Source organism: Nocardiopsis baichengensis YIM 90130 (assembly GCF_000341205.1).
In the GTDB taxonomy this organism is placed as follows: Bacteria; Actinomycetota; Actinomycetes; order Streptosporangiales; family Streptosporangiaceae; genus Nocardiopsis_A; species Nocardiopsis_A halophila.
Window position 1 is genome coordinate 295,287 of sequence record NZ_ANAS01000005.1, and the last position, 23,494, is coordinate 318,780.

General features: G+C 74.6%; 18 protein-coding genes. 14 read left to right on the top strand and 4 right to left on the bottom strand.

Translation table 11 applies throughout. The features are described from left to right. Positions 1-191 precede the first annotated feature (191 nt). From C892_RS0104945 to C892_RS0104970, 6 genes are all read left to right on the top strand, one after another. The gene (locus C892_RS0104945; protein ID WP_017556318.1) at positions 192-2,552 is read left to right on the top strand and encodes an ATP-binding protein; all 2,361 of its coding nucleotides are present in this window, start codon (positions 192-194) and stop codon (positions 2,550-2,552) included. A 359-nt stretch (positions 2,553-2,911) separates the two neighbouring features. Then, positions 2,912-4,099 (top strand): IS701 family transposase, encoded by a 1,188-nt coding sequence (locus tag C892_RS0104950; protein ID WP_017556319.1) that lies wholly within the window; start codon positions 2,912-2,914, stop codon positions 4,097-4,099. Positions 4,100-5,183: 1,084 nt separating this feature from the next. Beyond that, a complete protein-coding gene (locus tag C892_RS0104955) occupies positions 5,184-6,353 on the top strand; it encodes a 3-deoxy-7-phosphoheptulonate synthase (protein ID WP_017556320.1) in 1,170 nt (389 codons plus the stop codon). Further along, a complete protein-coding gene (locus C892_RS0104960; protein ID WP_017556321.1) occupies positions 6,341-7,129 on the top strand; it encodes a 2,3-dihydro-2,3-dihydroxybenzoate dehydrogenase in 789 nt (262 codons plus the stop codon). Before C892_RS0104955 ends, C892_RS0104960 begins: the two co-directional genes overlap by 13 nt. 35 nt (positions 7,130-7,164) lie before the next feature. Next, positions 7,165-7,842, top strand: coding sequence for an isochorismatase family protein (locus C892_RS0104965; RefSeq protein WP_017556322.1), 678 nt, complete (start codon positions 7,165-7,167; stop codon positions 7,840-7,842). Continuing rightward, positions 7,839-9,761 (top strand): phenazine-specific anthranilate synthase component I, encoded by a 1,923-nt coding sequence (locus C892_RS0104970; protein WP_017556323.1) that lies wholly within the window; start codon positions 7,839-7,841, stop codon positions 9,759-9,761. Before C892_RS0104965 ends, C892_RS0104970 begins: the two co-directional genes overlap by 4 nt. 56 nt (positions 9,762-9,817) lie before the next feature. Here the strand turns inward: C892_RS0104970 and C892_RS0104975 are convergent, their stop codons facing one another. Together C892_RS0104975 and rfbB are read right to left on the bottom strand one after the other, a co-directional pair. After that, the gene (locus tag C892_RS0104975; protein ID WP_017556324.1) at positions 9,818-11,260 is read right to left on the bottom strand and encodes an NDP-hexose 2,3-dehydratase family protein; all 1,443 of its coding nucleotides are present in this window, start codon (positions 11,258-11,260) and stop codon (positions 9,818-9,820) included. A gap of 28 nt (positions 11,261-11,288) precedes the next feature. Beyond that, positions 11,289-12,269 carry a dTDP-glucose 4,6-dehydratase gene (rfbB, locus tag C892_RS0104980; protein ID WP_017556325.1) on the bottom strand — a complete coding sequence of 327 codons (981 nt, stop codon included), beginning with the start codon at positions 12,267-12,269 and terminating at the stop codon, positions 11,289-11,291. A gap of 715 nt (positions 12,270-12,984) precedes the next feature. On the opposite strand from rfbB, the gene C892_RS0104985 reads away from it, so the two are divergent. From C892_RS0104985 to C892_RS0105010, 6 genes are all read left to right on the top strand, one after another. Next, positions 12,985-14,535 (top strand): MFS transporter, encoded by a 1,551-nt coding sequence (locus C892_RS0104985; protein ID WP_017556326.1) that lies wholly within the window; start codon positions 12,985-12,987, stop codon positions 14,533-14,535. A gap of 55 nt (positions 14,536-14,590) precedes the next feature. Further along, positions 14,591-15,130, top strand: coding sequence for a TetR/AcrR family transcriptional regulator (locus tag C892_RS28590; RefSeq protein WP_017556327.1), 540 nt, complete (start codon positions 14,591-14,593; stop codon positions 15,128-15,130). Between the two features lie 159 nt (positions 15,131-15,289). Continuing rightward, positions 15,290-15,835, top strand: a complete 546-nt coding sequence (locus tag C892_RS0104995; protein WP_017556328.1) for a TetR/AcrR family transcriptional regulator — start codon at positions 15,290-15,292, stop codon at positions 15,833-15,835. A 102-nt stretch (positions 15,836-15,937) separates the two neighbouring features. Next, entirely contained in the window at positions 15,938-16,945 is a 1,008-nt protein-coding gene (gene rfbA / locus C892_RS28595) for a glucose-1-phosphate thymidylyltransferase RfbA (protein ID WP_083934316.1), read from the top strand. A gap of 96 nt (positions 16,946-17,041) precedes the next feature. Continuing rightward, positions 17,042-18,151 (top strand): DegT/DnrJ/EryC1/StrS family aminotransferase, encoded by a 1,110-nt coding sequence (locus C892_RS0105005; protein WP_017556330.1) that lies wholly within the window; start codon positions 17,042-17,044, stop codon positions 18,149-18,151. Between the two features lie 153 nt (positions 18,152-18,304). Beyond that, positions 18,305-19,429, top strand: a complete 1,125-nt coding sequence (locus C892_RS0105010; protein WP_026124138.1) for a nucleotide disphospho-sugar-binding domain-containing protein — start codon at positions 18,305-18,307, stop codon at positions 19,427-19,429. 95 nt (positions 19,430-19,524) lie between these two features. On the opposite strand, the gene C892_RS0105015 is transcribed toward C892_RS0105010, so the two are convergent. Beyond that, entirely contained in the window at positions 19,525-20,775 is a 1,251-nt protein-coding gene (locus C892_RS0105015) for a class I SAM-dependent methyltransferase (protein ID WP_017556332.1), read from the bottom strand. 168 nt (positions 20,776-20,943) lie between these two features. Next, positions 20,944-21,771, bottom strand: coding sequence for a class I SAM-dependent methyltransferase (locus C892_RS0105020; protein ID WP_040685301.1), 828 nt, complete (start codon positions 21,769-21,771; stop codon positions 20,944-20,946). A gap of 229 nt (positions 21,772-22,000) precedes the next feature. Between C892_RS0105020 and C892_RS0105025 the strand changes: the two genes are divergently transcribed. Together C892_RS0105025 and C892_RS0105030 are read left to right on the top strand one after the other, a co-directional pair. Further along, a complete protein-coding gene (locus C892_RS0105025) occupies positions 22,001-22,714 on the top strand; it encodes an SAM-dependent methyltransferase (RefSeq protein WP_017556334.1) in 714 nt (237 codons plus the stop codon). 215 nt (positions 22,715-22,929) lie between these two features. After that, the gene (locus C892_RS0105030; RefSeq protein ID WP_017556335.1) at positions 22,930-23,121 is read left to right on the top strand and encodes a hypothetical protein; all 192 of its coding nucleotides are present in this window, start codon (positions 22,930-22,932) and stop codon (positions 23,119-23,121) included. The last annotated feature ends 373 nt before the right edge of the window (positions 23,122-23,494 follow it).

A 23,494-nucleotide genomic window follows, 5' to 3' on the forward strand; every position in this document is an offset into this window, starting at 1 on the left:
TGCAGGAGATGATTCCTGCATATTGTCCCGGAACAGGGCAGAAAATAGTCTTGCCGTACGATCGAAAGGAAAGTGCCAGCAATTCCCCTCATTCATTGGGGCCACCCCGGAGACCTTTCACAGATTCCCGTCTGACCGGCGGGGCGAAGCGTGCCCGGAAGACCGATGACGGACGTTCCGAAGGACGGCACATGAAGACTGCCCTCGATTTCCGAGACGAGGCGGCGGGCATCGGCGCGACCCCGCCGGCCGCTCCCCCGCCCGCGCCCTGCGGCACACCGCTCATCGCGCGCGAGGCCGAGCTGCGGCTGCTGCACGCCCGCCTGGCCGACCCGCACACCCGCGTCCTGACCGTCACCGGCCCGGTCGGGGTGGGCAAGAGCCGGCTCGTGGCCGCGGCCGCGGCCGACGGCGCCTTCGCCGGGGCCGCCCGCACGGCGGACCTGGCCGGCCTGGCCGGGGCCGACGTGCGGGCCGCGGTCCGCGCCGCCCTGCCCGCCCCCGGCGGCGGGCGGTTCCTGCTGGTCCTGGACGGGTGCGACGACGCGCTCGCGGAGCTGCGCTCCCTGGTCCCGGCGCTGGTGGCCGAGCGGCCGGAGGCCGCCGTGGTGCTCGCCGCCTGCGAGCCGCTGGGGGTGTACGGCGAGGAGATGCTCCGGCTGGACCCGCTCGCCCTCCCCGGCCCCGGCGCCGGCGCCGACCCGGACCGGCTGGCCGAGGTCCCCGCGGTGCGGCTCTTCCTCGGCCGCGCCCGCGCGGTGCGCCCCGGGTTCGTCCTCGACCGCGGCAACGCCGGCGCGGTGGCGCGCCTGTGCGCCCGCACCGACGGGCTGCCGCTGGCCCTGGAGCTGGCGGCGGCGCGGATGCGGCTCGACTCCCCGCAGGGCGTGGTCGACGCGCTGGACACCGACCTGGACGTGCTCAGCGACGGCGGCGGCGAGACGCTCTCCCGGCACGGCGGGGTGCGCCAGGCGCTGGAGTGGTCGCTCGCCCGGCTCGCCGACGGCGACCGGGAGCTGCTGGCCCGCATCGCGGTCTTCCGGGCGGGCGCGGACGTGGAGGCGGCCGCCTCGGTCGCGGGCCTGCCGCCCGTCGAGGCCCGCCGCGGCCTGGAGCGGCTGGCCGACCGCGGCCTGCTGCACACCCGCGAGGCCGACGACGGGGTGGCGCTGTTCCGGCCGCCGGAGCTGGTCCGCCGGCTGGTCACCGACGTCCTGCTCCGGAAGGGGGAGGCGGACCGGGTCCGCCGGGCCCACGCCGACCACTTCCTGGACATGGCCCGGGCGCTGCGCCGCCCGGCCGCGCCCCGCGAGCACCGGCACCGCCCGCCCCGGGTACGGCACTGGCGGGCGGACGTGGAGGAGGCCATGCGGTACCTGCTGGTCTCCGGCGACGACGCCGAGGCGGTGCGGCTGGCCTCGGCCCTGGGGCTGTACTGGCGCGGCTACGGCGGCCTGCGGGGGGCCGCCGCACTGCTGGAGGAGGTCCTGGACGGGCGCGGCGCGCCGCCCCGCACCGAGGCCGACGGGCTGGCCGTGCTCGGTGAGCTGCTCATGTGGCTGGGCGAGCACGCCGACGCCGAGCGGCGGCTGGCGCGGGCGCGGACGCTGCACCGGGCGCTGGGGGACGCGGCGGGGGAGGCCGCGGACGACCGCCGCCGGGGCGCGCTGGCGCTGCACCGCGGGGACGCCGAGCGGGCGGTGGGGCTGCTGGCCCCGGCCCGCGACCGGCTGGCCGAGGCCGGCGCCGACCACGAGCGCGCCGCCGCCTCCCGGGAGCTGGCCGACGCCCTGCTGCTGACCGGCGCCTGCGGACCGGCCCGCGAGGCCGCCCTGGAGGCGCTGCGGCTGGCCGAGCGGCTGGGCGACGAGCGCGCGGCGGCGCTCGCCGAGTCCTCGCTGGCCGAGGCGCTGGCCGCGGAGGACGGCACCGCCTCGACCGAGCGGCGGCACCGCGCCTGCCTGGACCGGCTGCGCCGGCTGGGCGACCTGGCGGGCTGCGCGGTGGCCGTGGAGCGGCTGGCGGTGCTGCGGGTGCGCCGGGCCGACGCGGCGCCGGGGCGCGGCGGCGCCGACGTCCGCGCCGAGCTGGAGGAGACGGTGGCCGCCCTGGGGGCGGCCGACGCGATGCGCACCTCCACCGGGTGCACCGCCCCGGCGGGGCTGCACGCGGCCGTGGAGGAGGCCTCCGGGCGCGCCCGGGAGCTGCTCGGCCCCTCCCGGCACACCCGGGCGTGGTCCCGGGGCAGCGAGATGGGGCTGCGCTCGGCGGTGGCGGCGACGCTGGCGCCCGCGGAGCCGTCGCCGCGGCCGCCGCGTTCGGCGGCGGAGTCCGGGCCCGGGCACCGGCTGTCCCCGCGCGAGCTGGAGGTGGCCGAGCTGGTCGCCGAAGGCCTGACCAACCGGGAGGTCGCCCGGCGCCTGGACATCGCCGAGTGGACCGCCATCAACCACCTGCGCAAGGTGATGCGCAAGCTCGACTGCACCTCCCGCGTGCAGGTGGCGGGCTGGTTCACCCGCGCCGCCCCGGCCGGGGACGGCCCGGCCCGGTGACCGGGGGGCCGACCACCACCCCGCAGGCGCCGTGGCCACCACCGGCACACCCGCCGCGGCGGCCTGAAGGGGGCTGCCCGCCTCGCCGCGGCGGGGCGGACGCGCGGGAGAGCGCGTGAACGCCCGTCCCCCGTCCGCCGGTGGGTCCCGCCGGGCGGTGCGGCGCCCTCCGGGCCGCACCGCCCTCCCGAAAGAACGGCACCACCCCCCTGACAATTAATTGCACACATTCTGCCATTTATCCCGATACCGCCCGTTTTCTAATGTCGCATCAGCTCCCCGTGAACCCGGGCGCTGTTCTCTCGCCTGACCGACCTCTCCGGAGGGGCAGAATGAGCGATACCGCAGAAAAGCACGCAGTGAAAAGATTCGGGGCGTCGGCCGATGTCGATTCGGCGCCCGCCGTCAAGACGCGGAACACCCCGCGCCTCCCCGGACCGGTCCCCGCCCCGCCCGGCGCGGTGGGTACCGAGAAGATCCTCGATGAACTGTCCGACGAACTGTTCGCCTCCCTGCGCCGCACGGACCAGCGGCGCAGGGGCGCCGCCTACCTGCGCGGCCTGCTGGCCACGCCGGGGCGCAAGTCCATCCGCAACATGGCGGCCCTGATCGGGGGCACCGGGACCGGGCAGAGCCTGCACCACTTCATCTGCAGCTCCACCTGGGACTGGGTGCCGGTGCGGCGGGCGCTGGCCGAGTACCTGGTCCGCACGGCGCCCCCGCGCGCCTGGGTGGTCCGGCCCCTGCTGATCCCCAAGACCGGCCGCCACTCGGTGGGCGTGGGCCGCTACGGCGGCAAGGAGTACCCGATGAGCGCCCAGATGGCGATGGGCGTGTGGGCCGCCTCCGAGAACGTCGCCGTACCGGTCCACTGGAACCTGCACCTGCCGGCGTCCGAGGACGCCCCCGCCCCCGTCGCCGACGGCGTCGACGCGGGGCTGGAGGTGCTCACCGAATGGGGGCTTCCGCCCCGCCCGGTCGTGCTCGACCTGGAGGGGGACGCCGCCGCGCCGGCGATGCGCCGACTGCGCGCGGCGGGGCTGCACCCGGTCGCCCGGATCACCGGCGACGTTCCGCTGCAGGTGGTCGAGCCGGCACTGGTCGGCCACCGCGGGCGCGTGATGCGGGCCGAGGAGGTCCTGCGCGCCGCGCAGGACCTGCGCCGCCCGGTGCGCGGCACCGGCGGCGGACCGCACACGCGGCCGCGCGCGCCGCGCCGCCCCCATGCGGGGCGGCCGGACATGGCGGCCGCGGTTCGCGTCGGCCTGGCGGACCGGTCCCGCGCGGGGGCGGGGCTCGTTCTGGTGGGGATCGGACCGGCGGACCGCTACTGGCCGCGGGAGATGTGGCTGTCGGCCCTGCCGTACCCGCAGAGTACGGTCGCGGTCCCGGCCTATGGCGGACTGCTCCGCCTGACCGACCACGCCCAGGACACCGTCGGCGAGCGCGTAGGGCTCCGCGACTACGCGGGGCGCTCCTACGCCGGATGGCACCGCCACGCCACCCTGGCCTCCGCCGCGCACGCGGTGGCCATGCTCTCACCCTGACCGCGCTCGCCCTGGAGAAGGGAGGCCGAGGAACCCGAAACGGCCGGGAAGCGCCCGAAAGGCGCTCCCGGCCGTACCCGTTCCCCGGCTTCGCCGGTCGGCCGCCGGGCCCCTCGCGGTCCCGGCCGCAGGCGGCGACGGAGCAGCTGGTACCCCACCCCCGGTGCGCCCCTCCTTGGCGTTGATCTCGGGAAAGTCGGGGTAATACTCGCCGGTATTACCCCGACTTTCCCGAGATCAACGGGGGTGTCGGTGCGGGCGGCAGGCAGTGCTCCCCGGGGGCGGCCGGGGCCCGGAGAGTTCCACCACGCCAGCGGAGACGACCTTCTGCCCCGGGTGGACACGGCCCTCCCGCCCGGATCCGCAGCGGCCCGCCACCCGGCAAGCGGCCGCGAGCGGGGTACCAGCTGCTCCGTCGCTGCCTCTGGCCCGGACCGCGAGGGGCCCGACAGCCGGCCGACAGGACCGGGGAACCGCCCTGCTCCCTCGTCGCCGCCTTCCGTCTTGACGGGCGCGGACCCGCCACCCGGCAATCAGCCGTGAGGGGGGTACTTGCCGATCCGTCGCCGCTCCTCCACCCCGGCCACCGGTGACCCGCCACCCGGCGAGCACGCGTGAGCGGGGCGTCGGCTGCTCCGTCGCCGCCGCCCCGCCCACCGGCGGCCCGCCGCCCGGCGAGCAGGCATGAGCGGGGCACCAGCTGCTCCGTCGCCGCCTCCGGCCCGGACCGCGAGAGGCCCGGCCCCGACGCTGCCTCCGGGTGGGGCGCCTCCCCCGCCTCCCCTCTCTCTGCCGCTATGACCAGCGAATTCTCGACTCCCGGATCCGCCGGCCGGTCCCCCGGAACAGGCAGGGCGGCCCATGAGATCTTCATGCCCCTGCGGTGCACCGATCACAGAGGGCGTATGGAGTCGTGTGCGTCACGTACCTGACGAAGTCCCCTACGGGCTTTGGCCGCCCCTTGCGCGGCCCGCACATGATGAGCCCCGCAAGCAGCCGTGCGACCGGCGGCGCCGGGGGCCCTTCCCCCGCCCCGGGAACGCCCGCTCTCTCCATCACACCAAGGCCCGTTGAGGAGTCCGTCGTGGACGACACCGCCCTGCTCGAAATCGACTCCCGGACCGCCCTTCAGCAACCCGACTGGTCCCATGACCCGTACCTGCCCACCGTCCGGCGCACTCTGGGCACCCGCCCGCCGCTGGTGCGTGCGAGCGACACCGACCGCCTGCGCCGCCGGCTGGCCGACGTGGCCGAGGGCCGCGCCCTCGCCGTGATCGCCGGTGACTGCGCCGAGGACATCACCGAGTGCACCGCGTCCGACGTCGCCGCCAAGTCCGGACTGGTGGAGCTGGTGGCGGCGTCCCTGCAGATCGCCGCGCGGCGCCCCGTCGTCCGCGCGGCGCGCATCGCCGGCCAGGCCGCCAAGCCCCGGTCCCGCCCGACCGAGGTCCTCGACGGCGTCGAGCTTCCCTCCTACCGCGGGCACATGGTCAACGGCCCCGAGCCCGACCCGTCCGTGCGGACGCCCTCCCCCTCCCGCCTGCTCACCGCCTACTCCTCGGCCCGCTCGGTGATGGGCCACCTGGGCTGGATCGGCTCGGGCTCCCAGGGGGACCCCGCCGTGTGGACCGCCCACGAGGCGCTGCTGCTCGACTACGAGCTGCCGCAGATCCGCCCCGTCGGGGACGGCCGCCAGCTGCTCACCTCGACCCACTGGCCCTGGATCGGCGACCGCACCCGCGGCCTGGACGGGGCGCACACCGCCATCCTGGCCGGCGTGGCCAACCCCGTCGCCTGCAAGATCGGCCCCTCCATCGACCCCGCCGAGCTGGTGGAGCTGTGCGACCGGCTCGACCCCGACCGCTCGCCCGGGCGGCTCACCCTGGTCGCCCGGATGGGCGCGCGGACCGCCGCCGAGCGGCTCGGCGAGCTGGCGGCCGCGGTGCGCGCGGCCGGCCACCCCGCGGTGTGGCTGTGCGACCCGATGCACGGCAACACCGTCACCACCGGATCCGGGCTCAAGACGCGGCACATCGAGGCGATGGTCCGCGAGATCGGCGAGTTCCAGGAGGCCGTGCGCGGCGCCGGCGGCGTCGCCGGCGGGCTGCACCTGGAGGCCACCCCCGAGCAGGTCACCGAGTGCGTGCGCGACAGCGGCCACGAGCACGAGGTGACCGGCAAGTACACCAGTTTCTGCGACCCGCGGCTCAACCCGGCGCAGGCGGCGGAGGTGGCCTCGGCATGGACGGCGTGAGACCGGACCCGAAGCGCACCGCCCTGGTGACGGGCGCGGCCGGCGGCATCGGCGCCGCCGTCGTGCGGACCCTGGCCCGGGAGGGCCTGGCCGTGGCCGCGGTGGACCGCGACACCGCGGCGCTGGAGGAGCTGGAGAAGGAGCTCGCCGACCAGGGCCGCACGATCGCCGCCGTCCCCGCCGACCTGTCCCGCACCGCGGAGGCCCGCGCCGCGGTGGAGACCGCCGTCGCCCGCCTGGGGCACCTGGACCACCTGGTCAACGCCGCCGGCGTGCTCCGGCTCGGCGAGGCCCGCGGCCTGTCCGAGGAGGACTGGCACACGAGCCTGGCCGTGAACGCCACCGGGGTGTTCGCCGTCTCGCAGGCCGCGGTGCCGCACCTGGCCGACCGGGGGTCCGGTGCGGTCGTCACCGTCGCCTCCAACGCCGCCGCCACCCCGCGCACCGGCATGGCCGCCTACGCGGCCTCCAAGGCCGCCGCGGTCGCCTTCACCAAGTGCCTCGGCCTGGAGCTGGCCGCACAGGGGGTGCGCTGCAACGTGGTGGCCCCCGGCTCCACCGACACCCCGATGCTGCGCTCCATGTGGAGCGGCGAGGCCGACCGGCAGGCCACCCTGCGCGGCAACCTCGAACACCACCGGCTCGGCATCCCGCTCGGACGCGTGGCCGCCCCCGACGACATCGCCGGGGCCGTCGCCTTCCTGCTCTCCGACGCGGCCCGGCACATCACCCTGCACACCCTGACCGTCGACGGAGGCGCGACGCTGGGCGCCTGACGCCCGCGGCCTCCCCGGCCCACCGGAGGACGACCATGCCAGCGATCCCGCCCATCCCCGCCTACCCCATGCCCGCCGAGGGCGACCTGCCGGCGAACACCGCCGCGTGGACGCCCGACCCCGACCGCGCGGTCCTGCTCCTGCACGACATGCAGCGCTTCTTCCTGCGCCCCTTCGCCGGGACCGGGGCGCTCCACGACGACCTGGTCGGCAACTGCGCCCGGCTGCGCCGCGCCTGCGCCGCGCTCGGCGTGCCCGTCGCCTACACCGCCCAGCCCGGCGGCATGTCCGCCGACCAGCGCGGCCTGCTCAAGGACTTCTGGGGACCGGGGATGACCGTGTCCCCCGAGGACCGCGAGGTGGTGCCCGAGCTGGCGCCGGCGGCCGCCGACTGGACGCTGACCAAGTGGCGCTACAGCGCCTTCCACCGCACCGACCTGCTAGAGCGGCTGCGCGCCTGTGGGCGCGACCAGCTCATCGTCGCCGGGGTCTACGCCCACGTCGGTGTGCTGATGACCGCCGTGGACGCGTTCACCAACGACATCAGGACCTTCGTGGCCGCCGACGCGGTCGCCGACTTCTCCCCCGGTTTCCACCGCCTGGCCCTGGACTACACCGCCCAGCGCTGCGGGGTGGTCGCGCTGACCGGGACCCTGGTCGAGGCCCTGGAGGGCGCCGCCGACGCGGCGGCCCGCGAGGAGGTGAGGGTATGAGCACCGGAAACGCCCTACTGGAGGAGGTTCTGGCCGGCCGGCGGGACGCCTTCGCGCTGCTGCACCGGCCCGAGTCGGCGGCCGGCCCGGACGCGGTGGAGGTGCTGGCCGGTCCGGCCTCCACCGCCGAGGCCCTGGCCGACCTGCCCGTCGACCCCGCGCCCGCCGCCGACCCCGGATCCGCCGCGTCCGACGCGTCCCCGGAGCGGCACGAGCTGCTCGCCCTGGTCCCCTACCGGCAGATCCGCGAGCGCGGGTACGCCTGCGCCGACGACGGCGCCCCGCTGATCGCGCTGCGCGTGCGGGAGCAGGGGCGGGTGCCGCTGTCCGGGTTCTGCGACCGCGTCCCCGACACCGGGATCGCGCTGTCCGACGGCGGGTTCGACGTGGACGACGCCTCCTACGCCGCCACCGCCCGCCGGATCATCGACGGGGAGATCGGCAGCGGGGAGGGCGCGAACTTCGTACTGAAGCGCTCCTTCACCGCGACCATCGACGGGTTCTCCGCGGCGAGCGCCCTCACCCTGTTCCGCCGGCTGCTGCGCCAGGAGTCCGGCGCGTACTGGACCTTCGTGGTGCACACCCCGCACGGGACGTTCGTCGGCGCCTCCCCCGAGCGGCACGTCAGCCTGGACCGGGGCACCGCGGTGATGAACCCGATCAGCGGCACCTACCGCTACCCGTCCTCGGGCCCGGCGCTGGAGGGGGTCAAGGCGTTCCTCGCCGACCGCAAGGAGGCCGACGAGCTCTACATGGTGGTGGACGAGGAGCTCAAGATGATGGCCCGGATCTGCGACTCGGTCCCCCGGGTGGTCGGTCCGCGGCTCAAGGAGATGACCCGGGTCGCGCACACCGAGTACCACATCGAGGGGGCCAGCTCCCGGGACCCGCGGGAGATCCTGCGCGAGACCATGTTCGCCCCGACCGTCACCGGCAGCCCCCTGGAGAGCGCCTGCCGGGTGGTGGCCCGCCACGAACCCGAGGGGCGCGGCCACTACAGCGGCGCGGTGGCGCTGATCGGCCGGGACGCCGGCGGCGGGCGCGCCCTGGACTCGGCCATCCTCATCCGCACCGCGGAGATCTCGCCGGAGGGCGGGCTGCGCCTGCGGGTGGGCGCGACCCTGGTGCGCCACTCCGACCCCGAGGCCGAAGTGCAGGAGACCCGCGCCAAGGCCGCCGGGATGCTCGCCGCCCTGGAGGCGGACCGGTCGCGCGGGCTGGCCGAGCACACCGAGGTCCGCTCGGCGCTGGCCCGCCGCAACGAACAGGTGTCCGCGTTCTGGCTGGGGCAGGCCGAGCGGGCGGCCGTCCCGGAGCTGACCGGCCTGGACGTGCTGGTGGTGGACGCCGAGGACACCTTCACCGCGATGCTCGCCCACCAGCTGCGCGCCCTGGGCCCGCGCGTGGAGGTGCGCCGCTACGACGAGCCGTTCCGGCTGGAGGGGCGCGGCCTGGTGGTGATGGGCCCCGGTCCGGGCGACCCGCGGGACACCGCGCACCCCAAGATCGCGGCCGTGCGCCGGGCCGTCCGGGAGCTGCTGGGGTCCCGGTCGCCGTTCCTGGCGGTGTGCCTGAGCCACCAGGCGCTCTGCCTGGAGCTGGGGCTGGAGGTGGTGCGCAGGGACACCCCCAACCAGGGCGCCCAGCACACCGTCGACCTGTTCGGCCGCCCGGAGCGCGTGGGCTTCTACAACACCTTCGCCGCGCGCTGCGCCGAACCGGAGTTCGTCCCCGCCGGGGCCTGCCCCGGCCCGGTCGAGGCGGCCCGCGACGCGGGGACCGGGGAGGTGCACGCCCTGCGCGGGCCCGGCTTCGCCTCGATGCAGTTCCACCCCGAGTCGCTGCTGACCCGGGACGGCGTGGGCATCCTGGCCCGGACCCTGGCCGGCGTGGTGCAGCCGGACGCCGTGCCCGTCTGAGGCGGCGGGGCGGCGGCCCCGCCGGAGACCGCCGCCCCGCCCCGGCCGGCGCCGTGTCACAGCCGCACGGCGCCGGTGTTGATGCAGGCGAGCAGGGTGCGCGCCTGGACGTTGACGTAGTGCCCGTGCCGCACCAGCGCGTTCAGCTGGCCGGGGGTGGCCCAGACGAACCCGGGCGGCGGCACCAGCGGCACCAGCCCCTCGGCGTCGACCACCATGTAGCGGCTCCGGGCGTTGAGGAAGCGTCCGCCCTCCTCGGAGTGGACGGCCTCGTAGCGGATCCGCTCGGGGGGAGCGCCCAGGACCGCCGCGAGGTAGGAGGGGCGCTCCGCCGGGGGCAGGTGGGCGTGGTTGCGCGGGGTGCACTGGACCGTGGGGCCCAGCTCCACCGTGTCCAGGAACCCGCCCTCCACCCGGGCGTTGACCAGGACGTGCGGCACCCCGCCGATCCGGCGGGTGAGGAAGGCGGTGACGCCCATCCCGCAGGGCTCGATCAGCGGCTGGGTCCAGCCGCCGACCTCGCGGGTGCCCGCCCGCACCCGCACCCCGACCACGTCGAAGTACCGCCCCTCCCGGTGGCGGACGCGGTCCGGCTCGCGCACCCAGTCGGGGATGCCGGCCAGCGGGACGGTCTCGGCGCGCACCCGGTACCGGGAGCGCTCACCGGTGAACCAGGACAGCACCTCGTGGTCGGGGTGGAGGGCCTGCGGCTCGTCCTCGGCGACGGGGGCACACGCCAGCACGGTGCGGGCGTCCATGTTGACCGTGTCGTCGCGGCGCAGCAGCTCGCCGAGCGCGCCCATGCTGACCCAGCGGAAGTCCTCGTGCACGGGCACGGCCGTGCCCGGCGGCACCTCCACGATCATGTTCCGGTTGCTCTTGCGGAAGAACCACGAGCCGTGCTCGGACTGCAGCGCGTCGGCCAGCACCCGGGCGCGGCCGGGCTCGGTGAAGTACTCGATGTAGCGCACGGCCCGGCCGCCGTGCGCGCGGGTGTAGTTGCTGCGGGTGGCCTGGACGGTCGGCGAGAGCTGGACGGTGTTGGCGTTGCCGGGCTCCATCTTGGCCTGCATCAGCATGTGCAGCACGCCGTCGATCTCCTGGGCGAGGATGCCCAGGATGCCGACCTCGTTCTGGTCGATGATCGGCTGGTGCCACTCGGGGACGGGCGCACCGCCCTCCACCCGCACGTGCAGCCCGGAGACGGTGAAGAAGCGGCCGCTGCGGTGGGCCAGGTCGCCGGTGCGCCGGTCGAAGCCCCAGCCGTCGAGCGCGTCGAAGGGCACCCGCTCCACGCGGAAGCCCCCCGCCGCGCGGCGCTCGGCCACCCAGTCGGCGACGTCGGCGGGGCCGGTGAGCGGCGGCGGGGCCGAGTACACCTCCACCGAGCGCCGCAGCCGCGCGCCGGCGGCGGCGTCCTTCCTCCACTGCAGGGCGGGCCCGAGCCCTCGGGCGTCGGGGCGGGCGCCGGCCGGTGCCGGCGCCGTACGCGGGTTCATCGGCTGCTCCTCTCGATCGGCCGGCGGCTCAGGTGCGCGCACCGCTCCGGCGCAGCGGCTTCCACCAGGCGGGGTTGTCGGCGTACCAGGCGACGGTGCGGGCCAGGCCGCGCTCGAAGGGCACGAGCGGGGCGTAGCCGAGCTCCTCGCGGATCCGGGTGTCGTCCACCGAGTAGCGGCGGTCGTGGCCGGCGCGGTCGTTGACCCACTCGATCGCCGACTCGTCGCCGCCGCACAGTTCCAGCAGCAGCTCGGTGATCTCCAGGTTGGTGCGGTCCTCGCCGCCGCCGACGTTGTAGACCCGGCCCGCGCGCCCGCGGGTGAGCACCAGGTGGACGGCGCGGCAGTGGTCCTCGACGTGCAGCCACTCGCGCACGTTGCCGCCGTCCCCGTACAGGGGCACCTTGTGCCCCTCCATCAGGTTGGTGATGAAGCGCGGGATGAGCTTCTCCGGGTGCTGGTAGGGCCCGTAGTTGTTGGTGCACCGGGTGACGGACACGTCCAGGCCGTGGGTGCGGTGGTAGGCCAGGGCCATGATGTCGGCGCCGGCCTTGGAGGCGGAGTAGGGCGAATTGGGGTCGACCGGCTCGGCCTCGTCCCAGGACCCGTCGTCGATGGAGCCGTAGACCTCGTCGGTGGACACGAGCACGACGCGGTGGGTGCCCGCCTCCAGCGCGGCCTCCATGAGCGCCTGGGTGCCCAGCACGTTGGTGCGGGCGAACGCGCCCGCACCGGTGATCGAGCGGTCGACGTGGCTCTCGGCGGCGAAATGGACCACGGCGTCGTGCCCGGGAACGAGCCCGGCGAGCAGGGCCGCGTCGCACACGTCGCCGCGGACGAAGGTCAGGCGGGGGTGGCCCATCGGCAGGTTGGCCGTGTTGCCGGCGTAGGTGAGCAGGTCCAGCACGGTCACCTCGGCGCCCTCGTAGCCCGGGTAGCCGTCGTCGAGCAGCGTCCGGACGTAGTGCGAACCGATGAACCCCGCACCTCCGGTCACCAGGATCCTCATTTGGACACCTCCTTTTTCCGTACCCGGCCGGGGCCGGGCACGGAAGCGACGCGACCCGATTCCTGAGGCCGCGAATTCGCCACAACCCTCGACCCCGAAACCGCTGCGGGAAAGCCGCCGGAGACCGCTATGTCACCTCCCGCGCCCCTTATCCACCCCTTTCGAGGCATTCACTCGGCGGGCAGCCGGGACCGACCGTGAATAATTCATACCGGGGGATGAGGAAGACCCACCGCCCATTCGCGGCCCCGACCGGGGGGACGCCCCGGAGCCGCGGGGTTCCCGGAGGGGCGGCCGGCGCCCGACGCGCGAGGGGGCCGTGAGGAATTCACAGGCCCATCGGTGCCCGCCGCACTACCGGGCGCCGCCCCCGCGGAGCACGATGTGCGCGGGGAACCGCTGCCCTGCCGGGCGGCGCCCGCTTCACACCGCGATCGTTCGCCCCCTGGGCCGGCACCGAGGAGTACAGGAGCCACGGATTCCGACATGGAATCCTCACATTCGACCAATGGATTTCCCATACGCCGCCCCCGGCCGGCGGCGGCGGACGGAGACCCTCCGATAGGACCGATAGGAAATTCGCGGCGCCTGCACGACCGCCGTCACTTCCCGCCGCCGCCTCGTGACCGGAATGCTCTCGGCCGTCCGGGCGCCGCGGGGCCGGCCGACCGAAATCCGATGACAGCAGCAGACCGCACGACGAACGGAAGGTGAAATGTCAGCCCTGAACGATCCGACGACCTCCCTCAGAGCCGGCCCCCGGGAATGGCTCGGGCTCGCGCTCCTCGCCCTTCCCGTGACCATCCTCGCCCTGGACATGACCGCGCTCCACCTGGCGCTGCCGCACCTGTCCGCCGACCTGGGGACCACGAGCACCCAGCAGCTGTGGATCCTGGACATCTACGGGTTCCTGATCGCCGGCTTCCTCATCACCATGGGCACCGTCGGCGACCGCATCGGGCGCCGGCGGCTGCTGATGGTCGGGGGCGCGGCCTTCGCCGCGGCCTCGGTGATCGCGGCCTACTCCCCCACGCCCGAGCTGCTGATCGCCTCGCGCGCGCTGCTGGGCATCGCCGGCGCCACGCTCATGCCCTCCACGCTTTCCCTGATCCGCAACATGTTCCACGACGAGAAGCAGCGGGCCTTCGCGATCGCCGTGTGGACCGCGTGCTTCATGGGCGGCACCGCGATCGGCCCGCTCGTCGGGGGCGCCCTGCTGGAGTGGTTCTGGTGGGGCTCGGTCTTCCTCATGGCCGTGCCCGTCATGGCGCTGCTGCTGGCCGTGGGCCCGTTCGTGCTGCCCGAGTACCGGGCGCCGTCCCCCGGACGCTTCGACCTGCCCAGCGTCGCACTCTCCCTGCTGGCGATCCTGCCGTTCGTCTTCGCCTTCAAGGAGGCGGCCAAGAACGGCTGGGGCCTGCCCGCGGTGGCCGCCCTGGCCGCGGGGGCGTTCTTCGGATGGGTCTTCCTGCGGCGCCAGCGGACGCTGGAGGCGCCGCTCCTGGACCTGGGGCTGTTCCGGTTCCGCGCCTTCAGCGTCGGCCTGGCGGTGCTGCTCGTCGGTGCCCTCACCCAGGGCGCGTTCCTCCTGCTGATCGCCCAGTACCTGCAGGTCGCCCAAGGCCTGTCGCCGCTGGAGGCGGGGATGCGGATGCTTCCGCACGCCGTCGCCGGCGTGGTCTCCCTGCTGCTCACCCCGGCGCTGGCGAACCGCTTCGGCCCCCGGCCCACCCTGGCCGGCGGACTGCTGGTGAGCGCCGCCGGCTACCTGGTGGTCTCCCAGGTCCAGCCCGACTCGGGATCCCTGTTCGGGATGGCGGCCGCGATCGTGGTGATGCTGGGCAGCGGCCCGCTGATGACGCTGGTGACCACCATGGTCATCGCCGCGGCGCCGAAGGAGAAGAGCGGTTCGGCCGCCTCGCTCACCGAGACCTGCTCGGAGCTGGGCCTGGCCCTGGGCGTGGCCACCCTGGGGGCGGTCGGCACCGCGGTCTACCGGTCCGGCTTCACCGTCCCCGACGGGCTGACCGAGCAGGCCGCCGCGGCCGCCGCGGACAGCCTCGCCGGCGCCGCCTCGGCGGCCGAGGGGCTGCCCGCCGAGACGGCCGCGGCCCTGATGGAGGCCGCACGGACGGCGTTCGCCTCCGGACTGTCCGCGGTGGGCTACATCAGCGCGGCCGTCGCGGTGCTCCTCACCGTCGCCACCCTGCTCTTCCTCAAGGTCGGCGACGAGGACCGCGCCGCCCGGGCGGAGAACACGAACTGACACACTCGCCGCCCGCCCGTGGAGGCGGGCGGGTTCCGGTTTAAGGATGCACACCATGGAACGCGCGGAAATCACCCGGACGGTAGCCGAACACATCGTCTTCAACGTCAACTCCTCCCCCGACGACGTCGCCGCGGGCATCGGCGTCGCTCCATCGGTGCTCCGGGAGCACTTCCCCGACGACCGCTCCCTGCGCAGGGCCGTGTGCACCTTCGGGATCTCCGAGGTGCAGCAGCGGATCCGTGCGGCCCGGCTGGAGGAGGGGCCGGCCGACGCCGCCCTGCAGCGCCTCGTCGAGGCCACCTGGGACCGCGCCTCCCTGCGGGCGTTCATGTACGGGGAGAACCAGCTGCACGGCGATCCGGAGCTGGACACCGGTTTCGCCGCCATCGAGGCCGCCACGGTGGACCTGTTCGAGCGGGGACGGCAGGAAGGGGTCTTCCGCTCCGACGTGCCCGCCGCCTGGATGAGCGAGTCCTTCTGGGCCCTGCTCGCGGTCACGGCCTGGTGCGTGACCGATTCGTTCATCGAGGCCCAGGACGGTCCGCCGAGCATCGCCGCCCTCCTGCTCGACGGGATCACGGCCCGGAACTGACCTGCGGTGCCACTGCGGCCCGGCCCCCGGCGCACCCGCCGGGGGCCGGGCCGCACGCGCGTGTCCGCCCTGGAGGGGCGGGGACCGGCGGCGGGGACATGACACAAGCGGTGTTCCGTCCCTGGAGCCCCTGGCCGGAGCCGGACATCATCGTCTCCCATGGACCGCGAACAGATTCTGCAGGCATCCGCCGACGTCATCTCCGAGAACGTCCAGGCCGCCCCCGACGAAGTCGCCCGCGCGATCGGAATCACGCACGAGGAACTGCGCGCCCATTTCCCCGACCGGTTCTCCCTCGTCTACGCGCTGGGCAAGAGGGGGACCGATCTCATGGAGGCCGCCCTCGACTCCGCGCGCATCGACGAGGGACCGGCGGACGAGGCACTGCGCCGGCTGGTCGAGGAGTCCTGGAGGTTCGCCCCCTTCCTGGCCTTCCTGTACGGGGAGAACACCCTGCACGGCCCCGGCGAGCTCGATGACGCCTTCATCCGGATCGGTGTCCGCGTCACGGGGCTCATCCAGCGCGGGCAGAAGGAGGGCGTCTTCCGCGACGACCTGACCGCGGCATGGGTGAGCGAGGTCGCCTGGTTCCTCACTGCCGCCGCGACCTGGAACGTCCGCAAGCGGCACCTGACCACCGAGAACGGGCCCGCCAACATCCTCGCCGTCCTCATGTCCGGGACCCGGGCGCCGGCGGGCGCCTGAGGCGCCCCCGGCCGCCCCCGGCCCGCGGCGCCGGAGCGCCGCCGGCGGCGTGGAGCACCGCCGCGGACCGTCGGCCCCGGCCGTCACACGAAGGTGGTTCTTGTGAAAGGGATAATCCTCGCGGGGGGCAGCGGAACACGGCTGTACCCCGTCACCAAAGGGGTCTCCAAACAACTGCTCCCGGTCTACAACAAGCCGATGATCTACTACCCGCTCTCGGTGCTGATGCTGAGCGGGATCAGGGAGATCCTGGTGATCTCCACCCCCGACGACCTCCCCGGCTTCCGGCGCCTGCTCGGCGACGGATCGGACCTGGGGCTGGCGCTGGACTACGCCGAGCAGGACCGGCCGCGCGGACTGGCCGACGCCTTCCGCATCGGCGCCGACCACGTGGGGTCGGACTCGGTGGCGCTGGTCCTGGGCGACAACATCTTCCACGGGCCCGGCCTCTCGGCGCTCCTCCAGCACACCGTGCACACCCTGGACGGGTGCACGCTCTTCGGCTACCCCGTCTCCGACCCCGAGCGGTACGGGGTCGGCGAGGCCGACGAGCAGGGCCGCCTGGTCTCCCTGGAGGAGAAACCCGCCAACCCCCGGTCCAACCGGGCGATCACCGGCCTGTACTTCTACGACCACCAGGTCGTCGACATCGCCCGGGACCTGGAGCCCTCGGCCCGCGGCGAACTCGAGATCACCGACGTCAACCTCGCGTACCTGCGCCAGGGGCGCGCCCGACTGGTCGACCTGGGCCGCGGCTTCGCCTGGCTGGACACCGGGACGCACGATTCGCTGGTGCAGGCCGGGGAGTTCGTGCAGATCCTCGAACAGCGCCAGGGGGTGAGCGTCGCCTGCCTGGAGGAGATCGCCCTGCGGATGGGCTTCATCGACGCGGAGAGCTGCCTGCGGCTCGGTGAGCGGCAGTCCAATTCGGGCTACGGGCGGTACGTGATGAGCGTCGCCTCGTCCTTCGACGCCACGCGGCCGTCCGAATTCGCCATCGGGGCGGCGCTCTCCCCGCCCTTCCGGGGCCCCGGGGCCCCGGACTCGCGCGCCTCCGCCCTCACCGGGGACCAGAGCTCCCCATGGGCCGAGGCGCCGGAGCCGGTCTGAGCGGACCGTCCCCCGCCGCAGCACCCCCTCCGCCGGGGCCGGCCCGAGCGGGCCCGGCTCCGCGCGGCGTACGCACCACGGAAGGAAGGCGAAGGAATGCCCACACGGGTCTGGAACTACCTGGAAGAGTACGAGCAGGAGCGCGAGGAGATCCTCCGCGCGGTGGACAAGGTCTTCGCCTCCGGCCAGCTCGTCCTGGGGGAGAGCGTGCGCTCCTTCGAGAACGAGTTCGCCGGCTACCACGGGCTGCCCCACTGCGTCGGGGTCGACAACGGCACCAACGCCATCGTGCTCGGCCTGCGGGCGCTGGGGGTCGGCCCCGGCGACGAGGTGATCACCGTGTCCAACACGGCCGCCCCCACCGTGGTCGCGATCGACCAGATCGGCGCGAAGCCGGTGTTCGTGGACGTCCGCGAGGAGGACTTCCTCATGGACACCGGCAAGGTCGCCGCGGCGATCACCCCGCGCACCAAGGCGCTGCTGCCGGTGCACCTGTACGGGCAGTGCGTGGACATGGAGCCGCTGCGGCGCCTGGCCGACGAGCACGGCCTGGCGGTCCTGGAGGACTGCGCCCAGGCCCACGGGGCCCGCCGGCACGGCCGGCTCGCCGGGACCATGGGCGACGCGGCCGCCTTCTCCTTCTACCCCACCAAGGTGCTGGGCGCCTACGGCGACGGCGGTGCGACCGTCACCGGCAGCGCCGAGACCGACCAGAGGCTGCGGCGCCTGCGCTTCTACGGGATGGAGGACGTCTACTACACACTGGAGACCCCCGCCCACAACAGCCGCCTCGACGAGGTGCACGCCGAGATCCTGCGGGGCAAGCTCACCCGGCTCGACCGCTACATCGAGGGGCGCCGCGCGGTGGCCCGCCGCTACGAGGAGGGGCTGGGCGACACCGCTCTGCGGCTCCCGGCGACGGCCCCGGGCAACGACCACGTCTACTACGTGTACGTGGTGCGCCACCCGGAGCGGGACCGGATCATCGAGGCCCTCAAGGGCTACGACATCAACCTCAACATCAGCTACCCGTGGCCGGTGCACACCATGACCGGCTTCGCCCACCTCGGCTACGGGGAGGGCGACCTGCCGGTGACCGAGGCACTGGCCAAGGAGATCTTCTCGCTGCCGATGTACCCCTCGCTGCCCGCCGGCGTCCAGGACAAGGTGATCGCCGCCGTCCGCGAGGTCCTCGCCTCCCTCTGAGCCCTCTGAGCCCTCTGAGCCCTCTGCCCCTTCTCCCCGCTTTCTCCGCCCCGCCGTACGCGGGACGCGCGCCGGTGCCCGGTGGGCCGCCGGCGCGCCCTGCGTCGGGGGGCCGCTCCCTTCCTCCGCTCCCCTTCGACCGAGGAGATACCGATGCGCGCAATGTTCCTCACCGGCGGCAGCAAGGGGGCCGTGTTCCCCCAGGCCCCGCTGGCCCGAGCCGCCCTGGACGCCGGCCACCGGGTGATCATGGCCGGACCGGAGATGGTGGTGCCGACGATCGCGATGGCGGCCCTGCCCCCGGTCTCGGTCTCGCCGCGGGACCGGCAGGCCCTGTCCACCGACCAGCCGGACGACCCCGCCGAGCAGATGCGCTACGTCGGCCGCTGGTACGCCGAGCTCGCCCTGCAGACCCGGGAGCCGCTGCTGCGGCTCGCCGAGCAGTGGCGGCCCGACGTGGTGGTGGGCGGCGGCATCTTCTACTCCGCCGCCCTGCTCGCGCGCGAGCTGGGGCTGCCCACGGTGCAGCAGCCGTGGGGCCTGCTGGACTCGCGGGTCTACGACGAGGCGGCGCTGGAGGTGCTGCGCCCGGCCCTGGCCGAGCTGGGCGCGGACGCGGTCCCCGAGCCCGACATCCGCCTGGACGTGGCCCCGCCGAGCCTGCGGCGCCCCGACGCGCCCGCCGGGCGGCCGATCCGGTGGATCCCGGGCAACCAGTACCGGCCGCTGGAGCCGTGGATGTACACCAAGGGCGCCGCGCAGCGGGTGCTGCTGACCTCGGGCAGCCGGGTCAGCAGCGCGGGCACGCTGCACACCATCGAGGTCGCCGGGCTGCGCCTGCTCGCCGAGCGCCTCGGGGCGCTGGGCGTGGAGGTGGTGGTCGCGGTGCCCGACGAGGTGGCCGCCGAACTGCGCGGCCCGGACGGCTCGGGGCCGCACGCGGGCTGGATCCCGCTGGACGTCGTGACCCCCACCTGCGACCTGGTGGTCCACCACGGCGGCACCGGCACCAACATGACCGCGATGGCCGCGGGGGTACCGCAGGTGATCGTCCGGGAGATCCCCTCGGTCGGCGAGATGGAGCCCCAGGTCCGCATGGGCTCGGTGATCGACCTGCCCAAGGGGCGGCAGTCGGCCGACGACATCGTGGACGCGTGCCGCACCGTGCTGGCCGATCCCGGCTACGCCGAGAGCGCCGGGAAGCTGGCGGCGGAGATCGCCGCGATGCCCCCGCCCGCCGAGGTGGTCGGCGACCTGGAGCGCCTGGCCGCCGACTGACGCCGTCCGCCGGTGCGACGGCGGAGGGGCGGGGCCCGCGGGCCCCGCCCCTCCGCCGTCGCACCGGCGGGCGCGCCGAGGCGCGCCCGGGACGCTCACACCGTGTGCACGTTCGGGACGTAGCGGATCCACGTTCCGCCGGCCTCCCGGAAGGCCGACTCCTTGGCCATGATCTCCTCGGCGTGGTTCCAGGCGAACAGGAGCGCGTAGTCGGGGTACTCGTCGGCGAAGCGGTCGGCGGGCACCACGGGGATGTGCGAGCCGGGGGTCAGCCGCCCCTGCTTGGCCGGGGTGCTGTCGTAGACGCGGGAGACCAGCTCGGGGCCGATCCCGCAGAAGTTGGCGACGGTCGCGCTCTTGGCCGTGGCGCCGTAGGCGGCGACCGTCTTGCCCTCCTCCTTGAGCCGGACCAGGAGCGCCGACAGCTCGCCGCGGATGCGCCGGACCGCGTCGGCGAAGGCCCGCAGGGTCTGCGGGGCGTGGAGGCCGGACGCCTCCTCCTCGGCGATCAGGGCCGCCACCGCCGGCGCGGGGGTGCGCGCCCCGGCGCGGGCCAGCGTGTAGCGGACCTCGCCGCCGTGCACGGGCAGCCGCTCGACATCGACCAGCTCCAGCCCGTAGCGCCGGGCCATCTCCCGGACCGAGGAGGCCGAGAACAGGTAGAAGTGCTCGTCGTAGATCTGGTCGAAAGAGGTCTTGGCGACGATGTCGCCCAGGTAGGGGTCCTCGAAGACGAAGACGCCGTCGGGGCCGAGCAGCGCGTCCACCCCTTCGAGGATGGAGTCCATGTAGGGGATGTGGCACAGGGTGTTGGCGGCGAAGATGACGTCGGCCGGGCCGTGCTCGGCGCGCACCGACCGCGCGGTGGCCGCCTCGAAGAACGCCCCGAGGACCTGGACGCCGGCCTTTCGGGCCACCTCCGCCACGCTCGCCGAGGGCTCGAAGCCCAGGTGGCGCACGCCCGCGTCGCGGACGGTGCCGAGCATGATGCCGTCGTTGGAGCCGATCTCCACGATGAAGGGGTCGGCGGAGGTCGCCTCGGTCTCCAGGAAGCGCCGGGCGGTGGCCGCGAAGTGCTCGCGCATCACCGCCGACCCCTGGGAGAAGTAGGGGTAGTCCCCGTTGAACATCCGCTCCCGGGGCACCTCCTCCATCAGCTGGACCATCGAGCAGGACCCGCAGGCGCCGACGGCGAGCCGGTAGAAGAACTCCCCGTCCGTGTCACCCGGCTCGGGGAAGGCGTCGGACAGCGGCTGGCGGCCCAGGTCGAGGAACTCCTCGACCGCTCCGCCGCAGATGCGGCACTCGGCCGCCGTGGCCCCTGCCGGTCCGGATGTGGAGGTCATCGCGTCTCTCCTTGCGGATGGTGAGCCTGAACGCACCGAATCGGCACGCGCCGGAGAACCCGGCCACTGTGGAGGTTGCCGTGCCGTGTCCCGCACCGCCATGCCCGCGGCCCCCGATTGTCAGGTCCCGGACCGGAGCGCGGCGGACGGGCGCGCGGCACGGCGCGGTCATCCCCGGGCGCGGCACACGAGGTAGCCCAGGTGGTGTCGCCGCACGACGCCGAGCCGCTCGTTCAGCACGGCGAACTCCCGGGCGAACCCGTCGCCGGCGCGCCGGCCCACGGTGCCCAGGTTGTCGGAGATCACCCGCCGCACGGACGCGTCGAACCGCCGCAGGTGGGAGGTGGCGTCGACGCACTCCTCCATCCGCAGCCCGGCGCCGGCCATCAGCATCGCGTACTCGACGGAGCGGGGGAAGGACGTCACGGTGTAGCCCTCCATGAGGGTCCGGCGCTCGTCGTCGGAGAACTCCGCGCCCTCCCGCTCCACATAGTCGGCGAGGACCAGGGTCCCGCCGGGCCGGAGCACCCGGCGCACCTCGCTCATGGCCGCCTCCCGGTCCCCCAGGTACATGAAGGTCTCCACGGCCCACACGGCGTCGAAGGAGGCGTCGGGGAAGGGCAGTCCGTAGGCGTCGGCGACCTCGAACCGGACGCGGTCCTCCAGCCCCGCCGCCTCGGCACGGACGCGGGCGGACCGCACCTGGTCGGCGCTGACGGTGACGCCGGTCACCGAGCAGCCGGTGGCCTCGGCCAGGCGCACCGCCGGGCGCCCGGTGCCGCACCCCAGGTCGAGCACCGCGTCCCCGCCCGCGACGGGGGTGCGGCCGATGAGCACGTCGGTCATCCGGTCCGAGGGCGAGATGCCGGGCGCCTCGTCGTCGAACCAGCCGATGTGCAGGTTTCCGCCGAGAATGAGGTCGTACAGCCATCCCAGGTCGTCGTAGCGCTCACCGACAGCCTCCGGGGGCAGCACGTCCGTACCGCCGTCGGGCATGTCGATCACCGTCCTTCCTCCTGGACTCCAGTACCTCGCCGAGATTGGCAGACGGCGGCCGTGCCGACCCCCGCCGCGGGTCCGGCTTGTCACCTCCCCCGCCGCACACGGAGCGCGTCCGGTCGGCGACGACCGGTCGCGCATACGTGACACAGTGGGAACGCCGCCCCTGGCCCCGGCGGCCGGAACCGGACACGATCGTGGCCGTTCCGGATGAGAGGACACCACAGTGGGTGACAACGCCGACCTTCAGATCGGCCTGACCGAGACCGAGCGGCACCGCGCCGAGGGCGAGGCGGACGGCCCGAAGGAATTCGACCTCCTCGGGCTCCGCTGGGATCTGCTGCCCGGGGTGTTCGCCCCGTTCCACTCGCACTCGACCGCGTCCTACACCGAATGGCTGCCCCTGCCCGAGGGCGGCTCGATGCTGGAGATGGGCTGCGGCTCCGGGGTGACCGCGGTGTACGCCGCCCTGCGCGGGTGCGCCCGGGTGACCGCCGCCGACATCAGCGCCGCCGCGGTCCGCAACGCCGCGGTCAACGCGGCCCGGCACGGCGTGGCCGACCGGGTCCGCAGCGTGCGCAGCGACATGTTCGACGCCCTCGACCCCGACGAGCGCTTCGACGTCGTCTTCTGGAACTCCAGCGCCATCCCCGCCCCGGCGACCTTCACCTACACCAGCGACATCGAGTGGTCGATCTTCGACCGGGAGTACGCCTCCCACCGGGCCTACCTCGCCCAGGGGCGGGAACGCCTGACCGAGCGGGGCCGGCTGTTCCTGGGCTTCAACACCAACGGTGACCGGGACCGCCTCGAGGCCCTGGCCGAGGAGGCGGACCTGCGCGTGGAGGAGCTCCGGAGCAGGACGACCACCTACGGCGAAGGGCACACCGCGCGGTTCATGCTGCTGGAGCTGGTCCCCCGGGACCGGGCCCCGGGCTGAGAGGACCGCCGGGCGGGCGCGGGCGGACCACCGTCCGCGCCCGTGCCCGCAGGCCTGCGCAGGCCCTGCTCAGGGGCGGGTGGCCGCGGTTCACGGGTGCGACATGACAAACCCATGCGTCCGGCCGTGAGATGCGCACTATGTCCGACTAGCCCCTTCTGTAGAGAATGTCTCCTGTTCGGATCACCACAAACCGGATCGAAAAGGAGACGGCAATGTCCCCCACCGCCCTTTCCCCCCAGTCCCCCGCCGAGGCCGAGCTGCAGATCGACGTCTTCGACAGCTGGACCCTCCCCTCCGAGGTCGTCGCCGGCGCCACCGGCTGCCGCTGCGGCCTGCCGGCACCGCGCCGCACCCCTGCCCCCGCCCCGGAGCGGGCACCGGCCCCCGCCTCCGCGTCGGTGTGAACGCCGGTACCCGGCGCCTCCGCTGAACCGCCCAGCGCAGAACCCCCTATGTCCTGCGCTGGGCGGACCTCGTCCGGGGCCGTACCGGCCGGCACGGTCCCCGGAGCCCTGCACGACCCGAACGGGCCCGCCCTGACCGGTCGCGGCGGGTCCGGCCACCAGAGCAGCAGACCCCGGGCCGCCCGTCCGCCGGGCGGCCCGGAGTTTGTCACCTTCACCCCGGCACGGCCGGCTCCATGGGCGCGGCGCTCATGGCGGCCCTCGCCGGGCCGACCGGCCTGCTCGGCTCCCTGACACCTGCCCGCGGCGGCGGTGGGCGCCCCCGGAGACCGAATCGACGGCCGCGCCTCCGCCCGGCGCCATGAGGAATTCA

Excerpts from the sequence above, each read along its gene's own strand:
- C892_RS0104945 (WP_017556318.1), top strand. The coding sequence starts at position 192 with ATGAAGACTGCCCTCGATTTCCGAGACGAGGCGGCGGGCATCGGCGCG.
- C892_RS0104960 (WP_017556321.1), top strand. The coding sequence starts at position 6,341 with ATGGACGGCGTGAGACCGGACCCGAAGCGCACCGCCCTGGTGACGGGC.
- C892_RS0104965 (WP_017556322.1), top strand. The coding sequence starts at position 7,165 with ATGCCAGCGATCCCGCCCATCCCCGCCTACCCCATGCCCGCCGAGGGC.
- C892_RS0104970 (WP_017556323.1), top strand. The coding sequence starts at position 7,839 with ATGAGCACCGGAAACGCCCTACTGGAGGAGGTTCTGGCCGGCCGGCGG.
- C892_RS0104975 (WP_017556324.1), bottom strand. The coding sequence starts at position 11,260 with ATGAACCCGCGTACGGCGCCGGCACCGGCCGGCGCCCGCCCCGACGCC.
- rfbB (WP_017556325.1), bottom strand. The coding sequence starts at position 12,269 with ATGAGGATCCTGGTGACCGGAGGTGCGGGGTTCATCGGTTCGCACTAC.
- C892_RS0104985 (WP_017556326.1), top strand. The coding sequence starts at position 12,985 with ATGTCAGCCCTGAACGATCCGACGACCTCCCTCAGAGCCGGCCCCCGG.
- C892_RS28590 (WP_017556327.1), top strand. The coding sequence starts at position 14,591 with ATGGAACGCGCGGAAATCACCCGGACGGTAGCCGAACACATCGTCTTC.
- C892_RS0104995 (WP_017556328.1), top strand. The coding sequence starts at position 15,290 with ATGGACCGCGAACAGATTCTGCAGGCATCCGCCGACGTCATCTCCGAG.
- C892_RS0105005 (WP_017556330.1), top strand. The coding sequence starts at position 17,042 with ATGCCCACACGGGTCTGGAACTACCTGGAAGAGTACGAGCAGGAGCGC.
- C892_RS0105010 (WP_026124138.1), top strand. The coding sequence starts at position 18,305 with ATGCGCGCAATGTTCCTCACCGGCGGCAGCAAGGGGGCCGTGTTCCCC.
- C892_RS0105015 (WP_017556332.1), bottom strand. The coding sequence starts at position 20,775 with ATGACCTCCACATCCGGACCGGCAGGGGCCACGGCGGCCGAGTGCCGC.
- C892_RS0105020 (WP_040685301.1), bottom strand. The coding sequence starts at position 21,771 with ATGCCCGACGGCGGTACGGACGTGCTGCCCCCGGAGGCTGTCGGTGAG.
- C892_RS0105030 (WP_017556335.1), top strand. The coding sequence starts at position 22,930 with ATGTCCCCCACCGCCCTTTCCCCCCAGTCCCCCGCCGAGGCCGAGCTG.